The organism is Pleomorphovibrio marinus (assembly GCF_003347495.1).
Classification (GTDB): Bacteria; Bacteroidota; Bacteroidia; order Cytophagales; family Cyclobacteriaceae; genus Pleomorphovibrio; species Pleomorphovibrio marinus.
In genome coordinates, this window is sequence record NZ_QCXY01000005.1 from 165,878 (window position 1) to 184,046 (window position 18,169).

An 18,169-nucleotide genomic window follows, 5' to 3' on the forward strand; every position below is an offset into this window, starting at 1 on the left:
CCAACAATACCGGTTTTGATAAATAGTGTTTCATGTTTTGGGATTGTTAATTTTTGATTGATAGAATTTAGTTGTGCAATTGTCTCGGATAGCAGGGCCCCTAGGGGGGCAAGGTGCCTTGTGCCAATAGTAAACTTTGTAGTTTCATAGGTTTAGGGTTTTAGATAAATGAAAACTTCTTTACCCTTGATGATATAATTGAACCCCACGTTATGGCCCAATACTCTTAATACATTACTCAGGTATTCATTTTTTTTGAAGGTGCCAGTACATTTATGATTCGGTAACTTCCCCGATACCTCTATTTTGACGCCGTACCACCTTTCCAGGGTGGGTATCACTTCATTTAAAGGTGTTTTGTCAAAATGAAGGATTCCGTCCTTCCATAAACTTGTAACCTTAGGGTCTGAATGTACTTTTCTTGGTTCATGGTCTTCCATTTTCACCAAAGTTGCCTCGCCAGGATCCATAAGTAAAACCTTATTACTTAACTTATCCTCTACACTTACTTTTCCCGTAGCCAATGTTACTTTTACTGCAGGATCTTCCTCATAGGCTTGGACGTTAAAGGAAGTTCCCAAAGCAGTAGTGGATAAACGGCCACTCTTTACCACGAAAGGATTTAAACTGTCTTTTGCAATTTCAAAGAAAGCCTCTCCCCTCAATTTCACTTCCCTACCTTGAGAAAAACCTTCCAGATAGGACAGTTCACTGTCTGCATTCAAGAACACCACAGTACTGTCAGGTAGAACAATTCTGGATTTTTGGCCTTTAGGATTTTGACGGGTTAAAAGTTTCGGGGATACCTCTTCGGATTTGGATTCCACTTCCATTGTAGAATCATTATCGTAGCCAATCAAAAAATAGGAAAACCCTATGGAGAAAATAACTACTGCAGCATATTTGATAAATTCCCCAAGGTAAATCTTCGGGTAGCGGAGGAAATTACCGCCTTTTTTTGCTTCCTTTTTTTTGAGGGTCTCCTGTAAAAGTCTTTCCCCATCCCATTCGGAAGCAACATCGGTTTCTTCTTTGTAGGCCTCCTCAATCATGCTGTCAAATGCCTTTTTCCCCTTATTACTATGGAACCAGTCCATGAAAAAATAAGCCTCCTCGGAGGTTAACTCACCCTTAAAAAATTTCTTCCAATATAGTTTGAAATTTCTCATCTTGCAGCCATTTACAAACTATATAGCCTCAAGTCGAAAAATTTACGTACGGGAGAAATGAATTTTTAAGAAAATTTATTCTGAGAAAAAATTTTTATTAATTCAGCAAAAAAAAGGTCTTTATGTTAAAAATAAACCAATAATAACGATTAGGTCAAAGGGGATAACACTGCAATTTTGTAATCTTTCCCTCAATGATTTCGTAGCCTTGTAAATCTGGTGTTCAACGGTACGTTTGGAGACATTTAATTGTAGGGCTATCTCGTCTGCACTTAATTGGTGAAGGTATCTCAACTCTACAATTTGTTTTTGGCCTTTTGGAAGTGTTTCCAGTAAGGTTCCGGAAAAAGCCCGTAAGTCCTCTGCAATCATTGATTCCTCCCCACCATTAGCTACAGCATCATTTTTCTGAGAGGAGTAGTGTTGAAAAGCAACTTCTCTTAATTGTTTTTTAACCCTCTTATAGACAAGTGACTTGAGGATGGAGAGTAAATAGGCATTAAAAGAAAGATTATAATCCAATTGCTCCCTTTTCTTCCAAATCTTCAAAAAAACTTCCTGCACCACTTCCTCTGCATCCTCATGAGAAAGGTTCATCTTCCGCGACGTATTGTAAAGTTTAGGCCCAAAAAGATGGAAAAGTTGAGAAAAGGAGGCCTCATCCCCTTTTTTTAATAGCCGAACTAACTTGGGTATATTTTGGGTAGAGTTCATTGACACATATATTGACAATTAAGCTCACACAATAAATGCAATAAATTTCATTATAACAACTCTTTATTCGTTATATCCCTTTCAGATTAAAATATTCATTTAATATCCCCACAATTATAGAATTTAAATAGCTTGGTTAGGTTAAAAATTTAAAAAACTTTCAGCATTAAAAACAAAAATTTAAAAACTTCATAATAACTTAACTCGGGATATTGGAAAATGTCATACTTTGTAATCCTACGAATTTTCTTTATAATGACCTCAACCAAAACAAATTTAACCCCAGTGAGATTAGTTTATGAACTATCAAACAGGATAAGAAAAAAAATTCAATATTATAAAAATCCAAAAATGCTTCAGGACTATACTTTAAAATGCTTATCATCATCCTTTGTCCTCTTTCTTTTCTTTTCAGCTACACCCGTCCAAAAAGGTAAATTCATCATCAAAGTAGAAGGTTTGAGAAATTCTGATGGGGTTGTTACAGTTGCACTTTATGAAGAAGATGGGCACCTTAGTGAGGACAAGGTCTGGGCGGAATTTCATAGCTCCATCTCGGGCCAAAAGTCCACCATAGTAACAGATGAAATTCCTTTTGGTGAATATTCCATGGTTGTGATTCATGACGAAAACAATAATGGAAAGATGGATTTTAATTTAGTCAAAATGCCCAAAGAAGGGTTAGGGTTTTCTAAAAATCCAAAAATAGGATTGAGCAAACCAAGTTTTGAGGATACAAAAGTTAATCTCAATTCCAATAAAAGAAACCTTACCATAAGGGTAAAATATTTTTGATAAAAAAAACTCCCCAGTTTCGTTTTCGCGAACTTGGGGAGCTTTTCCCAACTAAACCACTAAAAATTTACCCAACCTAGTTAAAAAAATATCCAACCTTAACCCAACTAAACCTATCCTTCAACTCCTGATCTTCAAATGTATAACCAAATGTAAATGTGCGGAGGGAATAAAAAAAACTGAAGTAAATGAAGTAACCATTTACCGTAATTAAGTGCAAATTTGCCTTCCATTTAAGGGCTCATGCAGCAAAAAAAACACAGGGAATTAATTTCGCAAACGGATCGGAAAATGGGTGAACAGAAATAATTTTTCGATTTCTGACTGTTAATGAGAATAGTAATAAGGAGTAACCTACTACCACTTACCACCTGACTTTCTGGAATTTCCATTCGGGATGGATCTTTTGCATTTCCACTTCGTCGTCCCTTTTTGTCAGCCCACAGGCTTTGTAAGCCTCATGCAGCCGTTGCAATGCCTCCTTATCCAGTACTACCCCTAAGCCAGGGCCCGTAGGAACGGGAACAGCCCCCTCCTGGAATTCAAGACTACCCCCTACTATTATTTCTTCGGACTGCCAGGGGTAATGGGTATCCAAGGCGTAGGGCATTTCGGGTAGTGCAGCACCTAGGTGTACCATTGCCGCCAGAGATATGCCCAAGTGGCTATTGGAATGCATGGATAGATCCCTTCCAAAAGTTCTGCAAAGTTTGGAAAGTTGCATGGAGGCCCTTAACCCTCCCCAAAAATGGTGGTCGGATAGGATAATATCCTCAGCTCCAAGTCGTATACTTTTGGGAATATCTTCAAAGGAGGTAGTACACATATTCGTGGCTAGGGGAGTTTTCAATTTCTTCCGTAGCTTCCCCATATTTTCCTGGCCTCTAACCGGGTCCTCCAGGTATTCCAATATACCCTCCATCTCCTTGCCATAAATATAAGCGGTTTCTGGTTTCCATATGGCATTAGGGTCGAAGCGGAGAGGGTATTCCTTCCCAAACTCCCCGTGAAGTGCCAACATGGCATCGGTCTCCACCCTAGGTTCGAAAGCTCCTCCTTTAAGCTTTATGGATTTAAACCCATAAGCATTACACATGGCACGTGCCTGAGCCACAATCCCTTTGGGGTCCACAGCTTCTTCCTGACGAGCAGCAGCCCATCCTTTGAGGGCAGGCTCCTTTTTTCTGCCCAAAATACCACCCGCACCTTCATACTTAAAAAACAAATAGGCAGCAAAAGGGACTGCATCTCTCATCTTGCCACCCAGCAAGTCCACAACAGGCCTATTGCATATCTTCCCAATAATATCCAGGCAGGCAACCTCCAAGGCTGAAAATACATGTACCACTTTACGCTGGTCCCAAGGTGTATCTCCCCTATCCTGAGCAGATTCTTTTCCAAAATGGGCTTCCAATGCATACTGCAACTGCCCAAGCTGGAATGGATCTTTTCCTATGATCAGATGCCTAGCAGCTTCCAGAGCTTCATCGGTCTGGATATTTCCCGGAATCTCACTTATACCAGTAATGCCATCATCTGTGACCAACTCCACTACTGTCCTCAGAGCAAATGGTGCATGAAGTCCTGCGGCATTGAGCAAGGGAGGATCCGTAATCGCAATTGGGGTAATATGCATTTCTTTGATCAGGGGGCCTACTCCAATGGAAGCAGGGGATTTTGGAAACAGATGCATAGTGTTTTTTGGGAATATTGAAACAATAAGAATAACAAGGGTCATACCTAAATTCAACAGTCATTTTCTGCTATTGAATTTAGGTATAACCCATAAAGTATTAGCGTAATTAGTCCACTTTGGCTAGTTCCTCCATCAGTAAAGCTATGGAAGAGTGGTCCTTTTCACCCTTTCCAGAAGCCAGGATGGCATCCATATGACTGGCTACCAGCGCTGAACCATACAAAGGAACGGAAAACTCCTTTCCTGCCTCCAAGGCAATGTTCATGTCCTTACGATGCAATTTAATTTTAAATCCAGGCTCAAAGTTTCGGTCTATGATCCGCTGCCCATGAAGGTCAAGGATCCGGCTTTGTGCAAACCCCCCCAACAGGGCTTCCCTCATTTTCTCAAGGTTGACCCCAGCTTTTTTTGCAAGGGTAAAAGATTCGGCTACGGCTTGGATGGTCATTCCTACTATCATTTGGTTACAGGCTTTGGTCATTTGCCCCGCACCAGCATCGCCGATGAGAACTGCGCTTTTGCCCATTACATCAAATAGAGGCTTTACGGCGTCGAATGCATCCTGACTTCCACCTACCATGATGGACAGGTTGCCACTTTCAGCCCCGACCTGACCTCCAGAAACGGGGGCATCCAGTGCCTGTACCTTTTTTTCCTGGAGGGCATCATATACCTTCCTGGCAGTGGAGGGGGCTATAGTAGACATGTCGATAAAAATGGTTCCTTCTTTAATTCCTTCCACCACTCCGTCTTTGCCCAAAACTACCTCCTCAACTTCAGGAGAATCTGGCAACATGGTAATAACAATATCGGAATGGGAAGCAACTTCTTTGGGTGTGGAAAAGGCCTCAGCACCCTTATGGGTTAAATCCCCGGCCGCTTTATTAGTATCCAAAACTAAGATAGCATAACCTGCATCCATCAAGTTTATGGCCATGGGTTTACCCATTATTCCTAGTCCTATAAATCCTACTTTTTTCATTTTATTTGGTTTATGGTTCAAAAATTTAGTTTAGTTGCTGTTTCGGCTTCCCTAAGCTTCTGAACCCACAGCTTGAAGCATCGCAATGATATAGCCATAGGCAAAGGAGAAAGCTTGTAGGTTTGACCCTTCTGCCGGGTGATGGGGAACGTGATCCGGCATTACCATGCCATCGTATTCCAGGTCCCTAAGGGTCTTCACCACTTTGTAGAAATTCATGTCACCGTTGTCGGGATATACTTCCTGAAAATTGTTCCACCCACCCTTTATGTTCCTTAGGTGTATATTAAATATTTGCTTCCTTTCTCCTATCCATTCCAATATAGGAAAAATTTCGGTAGCAGGATCTTTAAGGCCCTCCGCCACTGATCCTACACAAAGGTTAAAACCATGGTATGGGCTGTCGTAAAGCTGTGCAAACCTTTTTATTCCCTCAAAAACATCAGGGCTATTCCAGCGGGTAATACCCCTAAACCCATCCGGAGCTGGGGGATCAGCGATATGGTTTGCCAATTTAACCTTATACTCTTCTGCCACAGGGAGTATCCTGTCTAACAGGTAAGTGATTCGTTCGAAAATTTCATCCACATCCACTTCTCCTGCCACAGTCAGGGGTTGCTCTTGCTTGACGGCCTCCTCGTACACCCATGTACTGTATGAAGCGTTACCCCTTTTTGGATCTATGGTCCTTTCTGTACGGAGAACAGGGAGAATGGTGGTGTTGTAGTTTAATAGGTGTACACCAGTTTTGGCAGCAACTTCTATCATTTGCTGAATCATTTCAATTTCCCTGTCCCTTTCAGGGCTTTTGCCAAGCATGATGTTCGGTACAGTCACTCTTTCTATACCCGCAGAAGTTAGTGGCAAGTGGTAGGCTTCCAGTTTGATGCCGTATTTTTCACAGGCATCCCGCTTTGCCAAAGAGTCATCTAAGTCCCAACCCTTGCCGGCAATCATCTCTGGCATGCCCCCATCTATATGGTATACTCCATGGCGTGCTTTGAAGGCCAGGTTTTCATCTGAGGTCCCACCCGATTGGCAACCTACTTTCATAAGCACTTTCTTGGGGGTTTTGTCCTTCTCCTTGTCCTCTTTTACTTCTTCCGGAGAACATCCAAGGGAGGTACCCATGGTCACTGCCCCTAGCGAACCAGCCGAAAGTGTCTTTAGGAATTTTCTTCTTGGACTATTTCCATTGTGGGATTTGGGGTCGAATTGGGTTTTCATGTCAAGTTTTAAGTTAAGTGATATTTCTATTTTTTACAACATAGTATTAAATCAAAGGGAAAATTTTGGCTGCAACCAAGATAACTAACAACCCGGTAAACCCCATAATGGTGAGTAAGGGAGAGAAAGTTTTCAAGGCTTCCTTTTCAGTGAGGTTGCTCATTTTACAAACGATCCAGAAGCCAGAGTCATTCATCCATGGGACTAATTTGGACCCACAGGCAATGGAAAGGCCTAGGTATAGCTGGTGGTATTCCAAATTGGCTTGGGACATACCTGCCAATATCCCAGATGCGGTAATCATGGCCACCGTTGCGGAACCTTGGGCAGTACGTACCAGTGCAGTGATGAAAAATGCTAAAGGAATCAGGGCCATTTGGTATTCTGAAGTCAGTGAGGCTATTCGAAGGCTTATACCGGTTTGCTGCAACATGGCTCCAAATGCCCCTCCCGCCGCAGTAATCAAGATGATCACTCCGGCACTTGTGATGGCTCCTTGTACGGCCTTTACAACTTCTTCCCTTTCCCCAGACTTCTGCTTTACCACTGTTGCTAGGGCCGCTAACCCCCCTAATATTAGGGCTAGGTTTTTTTCACCGAAAAAAACAATAAACTGCACTATCCAGCTAGGCTGAGATGATGCTGCTGCCTCAGGGTAAAAGGTTTCAAGAGCCGCTTTGGCACTAATTAATAATAGGGGAATAACTATTGGAGCTATGGCAAAGCCTAAGGATGGCAACTGGGAACTACTCTTTTCCGCAAGTTTCTGGATCTCCTTCAAGGGAGAGTCCAGAGAATCCCTAAGGGGAATCTGCCATCTCCTATTGGCCCATGCTGCAAATAAGTAGCCCACCACAATGGTCACCAATCCCACCAAAAAGCCTCCGACCATCATCATTCCTATGGGAATATCCATCTCTACAATCAAAAACAGTGGTCCTGGTGTAGGTGGTACTAGTGAATTTGCCATTGCCGCACCAGCAGTAACGCAGAGTACTAGCAGCAGGTAACTCTTTTTTAACCGCATGGCCATTGCTTTGGCCAATGGGATCATTAAGTAGAACACCGTATCGAAAAAAACGGGTATGCCCAAAAAGAAACTACTGCTCAAAAAAGCAAAGGGAGCCTTTTGTTCACCAGTCAAGCCCAGGATGGAACGCACTATCCTTTCTGCCGCTCCACTCACTAGCATGCATTTGCCAATTACCGCTGCCATGGCAATTAGAATACCAATTTGGCCAGCGGTGTTGCCAAAAGCTTGAGCCACACGTTCCCCAATGGACTTGTTTGCCAGGTCTAAGGCGGCCGTGGGTGAAAAACCTTTGGCCAAAGCAAAGCCTTCAATCGCCGAAGCAGGGGTCATGAATGCCACCACCAATGCGGAAATCAATAAGGCAAGAAAGGGGTTCAGCCTAAGCCAAATGATCCCTCCCACCACAATGACGATACCTATCCCCAGGATAATAAAAGGATCTTCCAACATCTGAGTGACTTTAAGTGTTGGAATCCTTTCTCAAACCCCTAAGCTTTTTGGCCATAGCCCCTGCCCCATTGGCCACAAATGTAGCATCAGACCCACAAGCAATCAATTGAATGCCTTTTGCCTGATAGGTGGGGAATTCATCTGGATTAAAGAGCAGTATGCCAGTTGATTTTCCTGCTTTTTTGGCTGCAGCTACAATACGGTCCACGGCTTCCACAAATTTGGGATGGTCCAATTGACCATAAATTCCCAAGGCCATGGTCAAATCTGCCGGGCCTATGAATAGGACATCCACCCCTCCAAGCTTTGCAATTTCATCCAGGTGATTCATGGCTTCCAATGTCTCTATTTGCAGGATGCCGAGGATATTTTCCTGAGCATCTTGTACATAGGATTCAAAGTGGTGTCCAAACCCGGTTGCCCTCACCATTTTCGCCACTCCTCTAACTCCCTTGGGAGGATAATGCATTGCGGAAACGGCTTTCCGGGCATCATCCACGGTTTGGATACGCGGACACATGACACCTTCGGCTCCCACATCCAAAATTCTGTGTATTCGTTCCTTTGCCACGCTTTCCACTCTCACCACTGGTGCTGCGGTAGTGTGCTCAAGTGCCTGAAGCTGGTGTAGCAGATCCTTGGGCTCCCCTGCCCCATGCTCTAGGTCCAAAAGCACCCAATCAAACCCGGACAATCCCACAATCTCAGCGGTTACGGGACTGCCTAGGTTTAACCAGCATCCAAATAGGGTTTCTCCTTGCTGGAGTCTCTTCTTCAATCCTTTCATTATATTGGGTTTATATGTGCGAACGGTTATTGCCGATAAATTAGACAATTAATTGACAAATAACTATTCAACATCCCACCAAATCCTTGTATCCATGATATTCGGTCCTTGTCGGCTGATGGCCTGTTGTACATTGGCAGCATTTACATTGATTTCTGCATCCGTATAGGTAAGCCTTCGTATAAAGTCCTCATTAGCCAAGTCACTACCCGGGTAGGGATTTGGGCTGAGAACGGGATATCCCGTACGTCGGAAATTTGCCCAGGTTTCAGGCCCGTTCAGGAAGGTGGCTACCCAGTATTGGGTATTGATTTGTTCCATTTCCCTTCCTGGCTCCAAGGGGTTTGCACTTACATAGGCTTCTATCCGTTCTGGGGCTATGGCGGTATTGGAACCGTAATAAGCCAACTGTTCCATATGAGCCGCGATTCCGGCCGAATAGAGTTCTTCTACATTCCCCTGAATCCAGTTTCTATGGGCTGCCTCAGCCATCAGCAAAAGGGTTTGTCCGTAAGTTACCAGAAAGCTTGGGGCTTGGGGGTTGGCCATCCTGGTTCTGTCCAATTGACTATAATCCCAAAGGGAAACCAACCCACTTTCCTGCACTGCGGCAGATACGGTGGTGTTGTCATAGCCAAGGGGCATCCCTATCTGAACATCGGGATTTCTATCCGCCCGGCTTTCCACTTGTTGGGCTCCGGAGGATGCGCCTGTATACCTTACTGCAATGGATTCCAGCCTTGGGTCATCATTTTCCTGAAGAAAACTGACAAAATCTTCAGCCAGGTAAAAGAAAGCAGATTGACCACCATTGAGCTGTGCACCAATATTATTTTGAAAATTGGCGGTATGCCGGATTATCGCATTGTCCTCATTAGAGTTCATTACACCTCCATTTATAGCTCTGACCACGTATTCTGCAGCTTTGGTGGGGTTCACTTTGGAGAGCCGCATTGCCGCTCTAAGCAACAAAGAATAGCCTAACCTCTTCCATTTGCTCAAATCCCCTGAATAAAGCACCTCACTAGACACTGGAGGCCCCTCGGTATTAATAGCCGCTGAGGCTTCATCCAACTCCCTAAGAATATTGTCATAAATTTCTTCTTGTGGGTCATATACGGGATTGGTGATCCCTTCTCGAAACACTCTACCTGCCTGGTAATAGGGAACATCCCCATAGGTGTCCGTGAGAAACATATAGGTATAGGCTTTCCAGATTCTGATCAGATGGACAAGGTTTTGAAGCTCAGGTCTATTTTCGGAGCTTGCAAGCGCATCGGTTAAGTCCTTGATATTCTGTCTGTAGCCCCTCTGCCAATTTCCTGCTGCCACATTCCTGTTATCCTGGTTAAAATTGCCGGATGCACCAACTCCACTGAAGGGAGTAATCATTTGTTTTACGATGGTGGTCTCATAACTAAGATTTCCATAAACCGGTGCTGTAGCCACCATGGAATTATTCAATTGGAATACAGGCTCAATGCCCGTAAGTGCATTGGGGTTGATATTCATTTCGTCAAACCCTTCGTCGCAGCCAGCCCAAAGGATCATGCCTGCAATTATAATGATTAACTTATATGTTTTCATGGTTCTGTTGGGTTTCATTAAAATTTGACATTAAGGTTGAAGCCAATGCTTCTGGCTATGGGTAGTCCTGTAGCTTCCAGTCCCATGAGGTTATCGGAAGGAAACCCAAATTGGTCAGGGTGGATGTGAGGTACCCATTTTTTCAGTACGGCCACATTGTTAGCTACTGCATTTACCCTTAAACCCCTTACTGGAAAATTGCTGGGAAGGAGCTTTGTGAAATCATATCCCAAAGACATTTGCCTTAGTTGCCAAAGCCCAGCGTTAAACACGGAGAGCTCGGAAAGCTGTAAACTACGAACAGATTCATAATATAATTGAACCTCCGCTTGTGTGGTATTTATTTCCCCGTTTGGGTTTACGCCGTCTCCAACCACAAAACCCACATCTCTGCCTGGCAAGGTTGCCTTATCCAATCCATGTCGGTATGCATTTACGTGTGTACCTGAAATCATCCTGTGCCCCAATTTGAAATCAACCAAAAAAGAGAACTGTACTCCCTTATAATCGAAAGAATTGGTGATCCCTCCTACCCAAGTAGGGATGGCACTACCGAAGGGAATTTGCTCAGGTGTACGCAATGGTCTTCCATTGCCAGGATCATGTATCACCCTACCCTGGTCGTCTCTTAGCAGCCCAAAGCCATACAGTTGCGCCATAGGCTGGCCGACCACATGCCTTAGTTCTCCATGAAAATCCCCGGATCCAACTGTTATGCTATTGTCACTTACATCTTCTCCTAGGTCGAGAACTTCAGTAATGTTGTAAGCAGCATTAAAATTAGCAGTCCAACGGAAGTTGTTAGTAGTAACAGGAGCTAAATTCAACATCATTTCTACCCCTTCATTCTTGGATTGACCTACATTAATCAACTGGGTCAAAAACCCTGTAGCGTCTGACAACTGGGCTTGAAGGATCTGGTCGGAAGATAGTTTATGGTAATAGGTTACCTCAAACCCAATCCTATTGTCGAACAATGCCATTTCCAGTCCAAATTCAGTCTCCTGGACTCTCATAGGCCTCAGGTCATCATTAGGAACTACAGAACCTGCGATGGTACCCATAGGTTGAGGGATGCCGTTGGAATTGGGAAACTGTTGGGCATTGATATTATAAAACAGGTTATTGGAATAAGGTTGCACATCAGTGTCACTACCCACTTCCGAATAAGCCGCTCTTACTTTTCCAAAGGATATCCATTCGGGTAATGTGGCCCCGAATGCCTGGGAAAAGATAAAACTTCCGGTAATGGATGGATAAAGTATACTACGATTAGCAGAAGAAAGCGTAGAGAACCAATCATTTCTTACGGTTCCGTTCACATAGAAAAACTCTTTATAAGATATTTCAGAAGCTGCATAGAGCGAATTTACCTGAAGTTCAGAAAACTGGTAGATGGGGTCCCGCAGTCTGCTGTTTCCAATGGTGTATAAGTCCCTGCTGAAGAAATCCTGCACAAACACATTATGCCTGCTAAACCTTCTATACATCTGGTTGCCTCCCAGGTTAAGGTCCACAGCAAAATCCCCAAAGGAACGATTGGCACCCATAAGGAAGTCGGCATTCACTTCCCTTACATTGGAAGCATCCTGAACGTATTGTCCGTTTACAAAACCGGGTGGGGCTGGCACCTGTCTTTGTGTGCCATGAGGTAGGTTGTATTCCTGTTCCCGTGCAAAGAAATCCTGGCCCACTCTTCCTTGCAAAAACAACCAGTCCGTAAATTCATATCTTGCGGTAATATTTCCAAAAACCCTGTCCCTGTCAATATGATCAAACCGCTTTAAAGCAAAATAAGGATTAGTCCTATTAGTAAATCTAGACCAAACATTTTCGTTCCCTAGGGGATCTTCGGCATTTTCTCTGAGGACATCCAATGGCATGGAGTTGGCCAAGGTATAAATGATCACCGGGCTGTAATCCTGTTCTGCAATGTTGGGGGGATTATTCCTTCTTTCCTTGGAATAGTTAATATTTCCTGAAACCGTTAATTTTTTGGCAAATGTCTGGGTAAACCCAAGGTTGATGGTTTTCCTGTTGAAATCGGAATTAGGGAAAGTGACTTGGTTATCCATATTGGATACCATCAAGTTAAACCCACCATTTTCTCCCGAGTTGGCCAAAGTAAAGGAGTTGGTCCAAGTAAATCCATTAGGATAGAAATCCCTCACATGGTTGCGTTGTGGTTGGTAAGGTACCTCCACATTGTCAAAAAGGATATGGGTCATTCCGGGTTGGAAACGTTCCCCAAAACTCCACACACCGGAGGTCGGAAACGGACTGGTAGGCCGTACCCCGTTTTCTCCCTGTCCATACTCATATTGATAATCCCTGTAGTCCAAAGGGGTGTCATGGGTGAAATTGCTGTTAAATTCCAGCGTAATGCCCCGTCCTTCTCCTCTATTCTTAGTGGTGATCATAATGACCCCATCCTTAGCCCTTGCACCGTATAGGGCAGAGGCCGCCCCTCCTTTCAATACCGTCATGGACTCAATGTTGTCCGGGTTGATACTGTTAAGCCCATCACCACTGTCCGAAGTTCGATTGCTTCCCCTCTCCGAATAGTCTCCTCTAGCCCCGAAGTTGGTATTGTCAATTGGCACCCCATCCAGCACAATCAAGGGAGAGTTGTTGCCACCAAAGGAAGACTGCCCTCGAATACGGATTTTACTGGTACCCGATGGGCCTGCACCCAAAGGGGTAATGTTAACCCCTGCCATTTTTCCTTGTAGGGCATTCATGAAATTGGGGGTTCGGTTAATGGTCATCTCCTCCTGCCCGACCGTAGATGTGGCATATCCCAGGCTTTTTGCTTCCCTTTTAATGCCTAAGGCAGTAACCACTACCTCGTCAAGCCCGGCCACATCCTCCTCCATGGTGATATTTATTTGGCTTCGGTTGCCTACTGCCACTCTTTGAGTCTGAAAACCAATAAAGGAGAACACCAAATATCCCGTCTCAGGAGCATCAATGGTGTAGTTACCGTCCAAATCAGTAACCGTACCTTGTGTGGTGCCTTCCACCAATACAGAAACCCCAGGTAAGGGGAGTTGGTTGAGGTCCGTTACTTTTCCCCTTATCGTGATATCCAAGGACATTTCAATAGCCGCTTTGTCATCGGATTTCAGTAATTTTACATTGATGTTATTGTTTACCTGCTTAAACCTGTAGGAAGAATGAGAGGAAACCAAATAAAGTAAGTCATACAGGGATATCCACTTTTCGTTAATGTCAAACCGAATATCCTGCTGGATATCTGATTTATCATAGACAAATTTCATCCCAGTCTTTGCCTCTATGTTTTTAAAGAGCTCCTTGGTGCCAATTCCTTTCACGTCGATGGTGAGAAACTGATCCATGGGGTTCGCATTGACAGTATGTTGGGACCGAGTGCTTGCTATGGCCAAGGCACTGTGGTCCTGGCCATTACTTAAGGTTGGAGTTAGTACAATTAGCCAGTTAAAGAAGGCTAATAACCAACTCCTCATGTGGTAGAACTGTAAAGTTTTTTTCATGATTTTGGGTTGTTAATTAATTTAGGTTTTGCTAGTTTTTTTATGAATGCTACTTTCTTGTCAGGGAGAAATTTCTTGTTCATCGACTTTCATCCATACTGTCTTACCATTAATCTTGAAACTGATACCATACACATATTGAAGACCCATTAGAATCTCTTCCAGGGTTTCATCCTTATATTTAGCATTGATTTTCCATGCAGGAGAAGACCTTCCGAATACCTGAAAATTAACTCCATACCAGTCTTCCATTACTTCGATAAAGTCGTCCATGTCTGCATCATGGAAATGAATGACCCCATCCTTCCATCCCGTGACCTTTTCTACATGGAAATGGGACAACGCTATTTCATTTTTTATCAAATTGAGACTAAACTGTTCTCCTGGGGATAATTCCTTCTCAGGGATCTGCTCGTCCAATGCGATCTTCACCTTTCCAGTAACCAAGGAAACCACCGACTCGTAATCTTTATCTCTGGATTTCACGTTGAAACTCGTTCCAATGACGTTTACTGCCATTCCTTTAACCTTGACCAAAAAAGGAGTAGAATCCTTTGGGGCTACCTCAAAATATGCTTCACCTTTTAAAAAAACCTCTCTTCTCTTCCCCGCAAATGTTTGAGGGAAAACCAATTCGGAATCATGACTCAAATGTACCCTTGTGCCATCGGGAAGTTTGAGTAGGGAGCGTCTACCCTTTGGGTTTTTAATGGTATGGTATATCGGTTTTGTAGGTTCCTCATTAACAATAGGTGCATCAGTAGTAAACCGATCCAATGTATATCCTCCCAGAAGACAACATACGAGGATGGATGCAACCCTTATCCATTGGGAAAAAAACCACTCCCTTTTCCTTGAAAAAGTGGTACCCTTTTTTTCAACCTTTTCCTTAAGTATGCCTTCCAGCAACTTATCGCTTTCCTTTTCACTTAAACTGACCTCCCTGAAATGAAGCCTACTTAGGAACTCAACCGCATGAAGCAAAGCCTCCTGACGATCGGGTTGGTCCTTTGCCCACTTTTCCCAGAAGAGGGTACGCTCCTTGCTTCTGAAATTTACCCAAATAATAAACTCAGGATCTGTAATCAATTGGATAAAAATATGGTTGACCGACGTCTTCAAGATATAATATGCCTTTTATATTATTAAGGACACTTTATTCGAAATGATACCGGGTTTTAATGATTTTTTTCAAAAAAATTTTCAATCATGGTCAAATCCTTGGTTTTCCACAATTCCACATACAATGATTTAGGAATCGTCGGTTCTAATTAGGAGTAGCAGACTATTTGGAATAGCAATTTCACTTGATTTCATGCTTTCCGCATGTAAAAGGCAAATAATACGCAAGAGATACCAAGATTTTTAGAAAAATTAAACTCTTAAAAATAACCAAGTATTTGGTACTAAGGACTCCTTTCTTTCTATTTCAAACGCTAATAACCAGTGATTACAAATTGAAACATTTTCCTTAAATAAAATTTTTTTTCGAAATTAAATTTTGTAAAATTTCAGTATTAAAACATTTAAAGGATAAAAAATTCAAAATATTTGTAATTTTTTAGATTTATTATTTATCTTTTGATTTGAATATTTATTAAAAGACCCAAAATGCAAATTCAGCCTAACGGAAAACAAGTTCAATGCACAGGATTTGAAGAAGGTGTTGAGGAAGTAAGGGAGTTAATTCCACCCCTAAACGACTCTGAATTATGGACATTGTTTAAGTCGGGGGATGAAGGTGCTTTTATTTCTATCTATAAAAACTATTCTAACCTCCTTTTTAACTTTGGGTGTCAATTCACGCAAGACAGAGATTTGATAAAGGATTGCCTGCAAGACTTTTTTATCTATCTGAGGACTAAGAGGTCAAATCTTGGGGACACCAACTCCATAAAGCTGTATTTGCTAAAATCCTTTCGGCGAAAGGTTATTGATTACACCAAAAAGCAATCCAAAGAAAAAGATAGGCTGAAACAACCAGGTTTTTTCGAATTCCCCATTCAGTTTTCCCATGAAACCGTGTTTATCAACCGCCAATTTGAGAGCCAGCAACTTTTTAAACTTGAAAACGCCTTACAAAAGCTGGAAATAAAGGAACGTGAGGCAATATACCATTTTTATTATGACAACTTATCCTATGAACAGATCGCAGAATTGTTAGAATTTTCTCGTGTATCTTCAGCAAGAAGACTGATATACAGAGCCTTGTCCAATTTAAGGAAGTATATGGTTCTTGCCCTTCTTTATTTAGGAATAATCAATGAAAACTCCATTAGTGGGTGATTTTTCAATTTAAGCTTAAAATGCCACCCACTCAAATTAGCCGGCTAATCCTCAATATGACTGTACCTCTTCTCTCCCCTAAACCAAAGACTTTCCTTAGAATGAACACGAATTTGAATCTTGGTGTTTCAATGAAAGGAAGATAAACCATAGCTGGAAAATTAAGCACATGTCATGGTCAAATCCTGGATATTCTTTAATTTTAAAATTCAAGGATAATAATTCGTAGGTTCTAATTATGAATATCAGACTATTCGGAATAACAAAGGACATCATAGGAGCTGAAAGTCTTCAAGTGCCTAATGACCTTTCCATCCATACAGTAAGGGATTTAAAACACTGGCTTTACGCGAAATACCCAGATATTAAAAGTCTAAAGGCATTGGCTGTGGCCGTTGACCATGGGTATGCTGAAGACGGGGATAAACTGAGCCCTGGCAATGAAATTGCACTAATTCCCCCCGTAAGTGGCGGTTAACCATCCCGTTATGATTAAATATGATTAAACTCGTAAAAGAAATAGACCTTAATGAGGCATATGCAGCCTTGCAACATGAGGAGGCTGGAGGAATTAGCCTTTTTATCGGCACCGTCCGGAACCATACGCCCGGAAAATCAGGTGTAATGCAACTAGACTTTGAAGGATATGAGCCTATGGCCTTAAAGGAAATGGAAAAGATTGCCTCAGAAGCAAGGAATAAGTGGCCTATTAAGCAATTGGTAATGATACATGCACTGGGAGAAAAAAAGGTAGGAGAATCTGTGGTTCTGATAGGGACATCCACTGCACATCGCAGCGATTCCTTTGCTTCCTGCAGATTTCTGATTGATGAACTCAAAAATTCCGTCCCCATCTGGAAAAAAGAACATTTTGAAGACCAAACCGTTTGGGTGAATGCCCACCCCTAAATGAACTACAATGGACAAACCAAAACATACAGAACCAACTCTTATTGACCCTTATGGCCGTAAGCTTGATTACCTCAGGCTTTCTGTAACGGATAGGTGTAACTTCCGTTGCTATTACTGCATGCCTGAGGAAGGGGTGGAGTTTGTGCCCAGAAAAGAACTGCTCACTTATGAGGAACTAAGCTACCTCACAGGGATTTTCTGTGAATTGGGTGTCCGGAAGGTCAGGATTACCGGTGGCGAACCCTTCGTCCGAAAAGGCATTATGGGTTTTTTGGGTAAACTAAGTGATATTCCCCAACTCCAGCAGATCACAGTAACCAGCAACGGTACCTTGGGGGAGGAAAAAATGAACGAATTGCTTCGTCTGGGCATCACAAACATCAACATTTCACTGGATTCCCTGGATAAGGAGCGATTTTTCGAAATGACCCGTAGGGATAAGTTTGAAGAGGTATTTGATTGCATTTTAGCCTTGTTACAAAAGGGCTTTAAAGTGAAACTCAACTGCGTGCTGGCAGAGGAAAAAAACATCCAGGATATTATTCCTTTTGTGGAATTGACAAAATCCTACCCGCTTTCCGTGAGGTTTCTGGAGGAAATGCCATTTAACGGAAAAGGCAGTTTTGAGACCCCTAAATGGAATTATAAGGCTATCTTCAGTTATATTTCCGGCCACTATTCGGAAGTAGAAAAGCTATTGGACGAAAAAAACAGCACCTCCACCAATTACCGAATTAAAGGCTACCAAGGTAGTTTCGGTATCATACCTTCCTATAGTAGAACCTTTTGCGGGACTTGCAACCGCATCCGTTTATCCGCTACCGGGGAAATGAGAACCTGCCTTTATGGCCCCCCTAGGGCAAACCTCAGGGATGTGCTTAGGGAGGGGGCCGACAAAGAAAGGCTTATCCAAACTATCACGGATGTTGTGGCAAAGAAGGAAAAGGACGGGTTTGAGGCAGAAAAGCTTCAAGCATCTACCCCAAAAAAATCCATGACTTTTTTAGGAGGATAAA

At 42.8% G+C, this 18,169-nt stretch carries 15 protein-coding genes; 5 read left to right on the forward strand and 10 right to left on the reverse strand.

Going from position 1 to position 18,169, the window contains the following annotated elements; genetic code table 11:
- Nucleotides 1-152: 152 nt before the first annotated feature.
- A complete protein-coding gene (locus DB520_RS14445; protein WP_114750430.1) occupies nt 153-1,169 on the reverse strand; it encodes a FecR family protein in 1,017 nt (338 codons plus the stop codon).
- Nucleotides 1,170-1,289: 120 nt separating this feature from the next.
- Nucleotides 1,290-1,883, reverse strand: a complete 594-nt coding sequence (locus DB520_RS14450; RefSeq protein WP_114750431.1) for an RNA polymerase sigma factor — start codon at nt 1,881-1,883, stop codon at nt 1,290-1,292.
- A 255-nt stretch (nt 1,884-2,138) separates the two neighbouring features.
- Between DB520_RS14450 and DB520_RS14455 the strand changes: the two genes are divergently transcribed.
- Nucleotides 2,139-2,678: a DUF2141 domain-containing protein gene (locus tag DB520_RS14455; RefSeq protein ID WP_157972089.1), complete on the forward strand. Its 540-nt coding sequence runs from the start codon at nt 2,139-2,141 to the stop codon at nt 2,676-2,678.
- Nucleotides 2,679-3,042: 364 nt separating this feature from the next.
- Here the strand turns inward: DB520_RS14455 and DB520_RS14460 are convergent, their stop codons facing one another.
- The 8 genes from DB520_RS14460 to DB520_RS14495 all read right to left on the reverse strand — a co-directional run bounded on the left by DB520_RS14460 (nt 3,043) and on the right by DB520_RS14495 (nt 15,077).
- Nucleotides 3,043-4,371, reverse strand: coding sequence for an enolase C-terminal domain-like protein (locus tag DB520_RS14460; protein ID WP_114750595.1), 1,329 nt, complete (start codon nt 4,369-4,371; stop codon nt 3,043-3,045).
- Between the two features lie 109 nt (nt 4,372-4,480).
- The gene (locus tag DB520_RS14465) at nt 4,481-5,356 is read right to left on the reverse strand and encodes a 2-hydroxy-3-oxopropionate reductase (RefSeq protein WP_114750433.1); all 876 of its coding nucleotides are present in this window, start codon (nt 5,354-5,356) and stop codon (nt 4,481-4,483) included.
- 51 nt (nt 5,357-5,407) lie between these two features.
- Nucleotides 5,408-6,583: a mannonate dehydratase gene (locus DB520_RS14470; RefSeq protein WP_114750434.1), complete on the reverse strand. Its 1,176-nt coding sequence runs from the start codon at nt 6,581-6,583 to the stop codon at nt 5,408-5,410.
- A 46-nt stretch (nt 6,584-6,629) separates the two neighbouring features.
- The gene (locus DB520_RS14475) at nt 6,630-8,066 is read right to left on the reverse strand and encodes a GntP family permease (RefSeq protein ID WP_198675346.1); all 1,437 of its coding nucleotides are present in this window, start codon (nt 8,064-8,066) and stop codon (nt 6,630-6,632) included.
- A gap of 10 nt (nt 8,067-8,076) precedes the next feature.
- Nucleotides 8,077-8,853: an HpcH/HpaI aldolase family protein gene (locus tag DB520_RS14480; protein WP_114750435.1), complete on the reverse strand. Its 777-nt coding sequence runs from the start codon at nt 8,851-8,853 to the stop codon at nt 8,077-8,079.
- 63 nt (nt 8,854-8,916) lie between these two features.
- Entirely contained in the window at nt 8,917-10,440 is a 1,524-nt protein-coding gene (locus tag DB520_RS14485; RefSeq protein ID WP_114750597.1) for a SusD/RagB family nutrient-binding outer membrane lipoprotein, read from the reverse strand.
- 17 nt (nt 10,441-10,457) lie between these two features.
- Nucleotides 10,458-13,799: a SusC/RagA family TonB-linked outer membrane protein gene (locus DB520_RS14490; RefSeq protein ID WP_394340938.1), complete on the reverse strand. Its 3,342-nt coding sequence runs from the start codon at nt 13,797-13,799 to the stop codon at nt 10,458-10,460.
- 216 nt (nt 13,800-14,015) lie between these two features.
- Complete coding sequence (locus DB520_RS14495) at nt 14,016-15,077, reverse strand: FecR family protein (RefSeq protein ID WP_114750437.1); 1,062 nt, start codon at nt 15,075-15,077, stop codon at nt 14,016-14,018.
- Nucleotides 15,078-15,566: 489 nt separating this feature from the next.
- Between DB520_RS14495 and DB520_RS14500 the strand changes: the two genes are divergently transcribed.
- From DB520_RS14500 to moaA, 4 genes are all read left to right on the forward strand, one after another.
- On the forward strand, nt 15,567-16,241 hold the full coding sequence (locus DB520_RS14500; RefSeq protein ID WP_114750438.1) for an RNA polymerase sigma factor: 675 nt from the start codon (nt 15,567-15,569) through the stop codon (nt 16,239-16,241).
- 238 nt (nt 16,242-16,479) lie between these two features.
- The gene (locus DB520_RS14505; protein WP_114750439.1) at nt 16,480-16,719 is read left to right on the forward strand and encodes a MoaD/ThiS family protein; all 240 of its coding nucleotides are present in this window, start codon (nt 16,480-16,482) and stop codon (nt 16,717-16,719) included.
- A 20-nt stretch (nt 16,720-16,739) separates the two neighbouring features.
- Nucleotides 16,740-17,150, forward strand: coding sequence for a molybdenum cofactor biosynthesis protein MoaE (locus DB520_RS14510; RefSeq protein WP_114750440.1), 411 nt, complete (start codon nt 16,740-16,742; stop codon nt 17,148-17,150).
- 10 nt (nt 17,151-17,160) lie between these two features.
- Entirely contained in the window at nt 17,161-18,168 is a 1,008-nt protein-coding gene (gene moaA / locus DB520_RS14515; protein ID WP_114750441.1) for a GTP 3',8-cyclase MoaA, read from the forward strand.
- Nucleotide 18,169 lies beyond the last annotated feature (1 nt).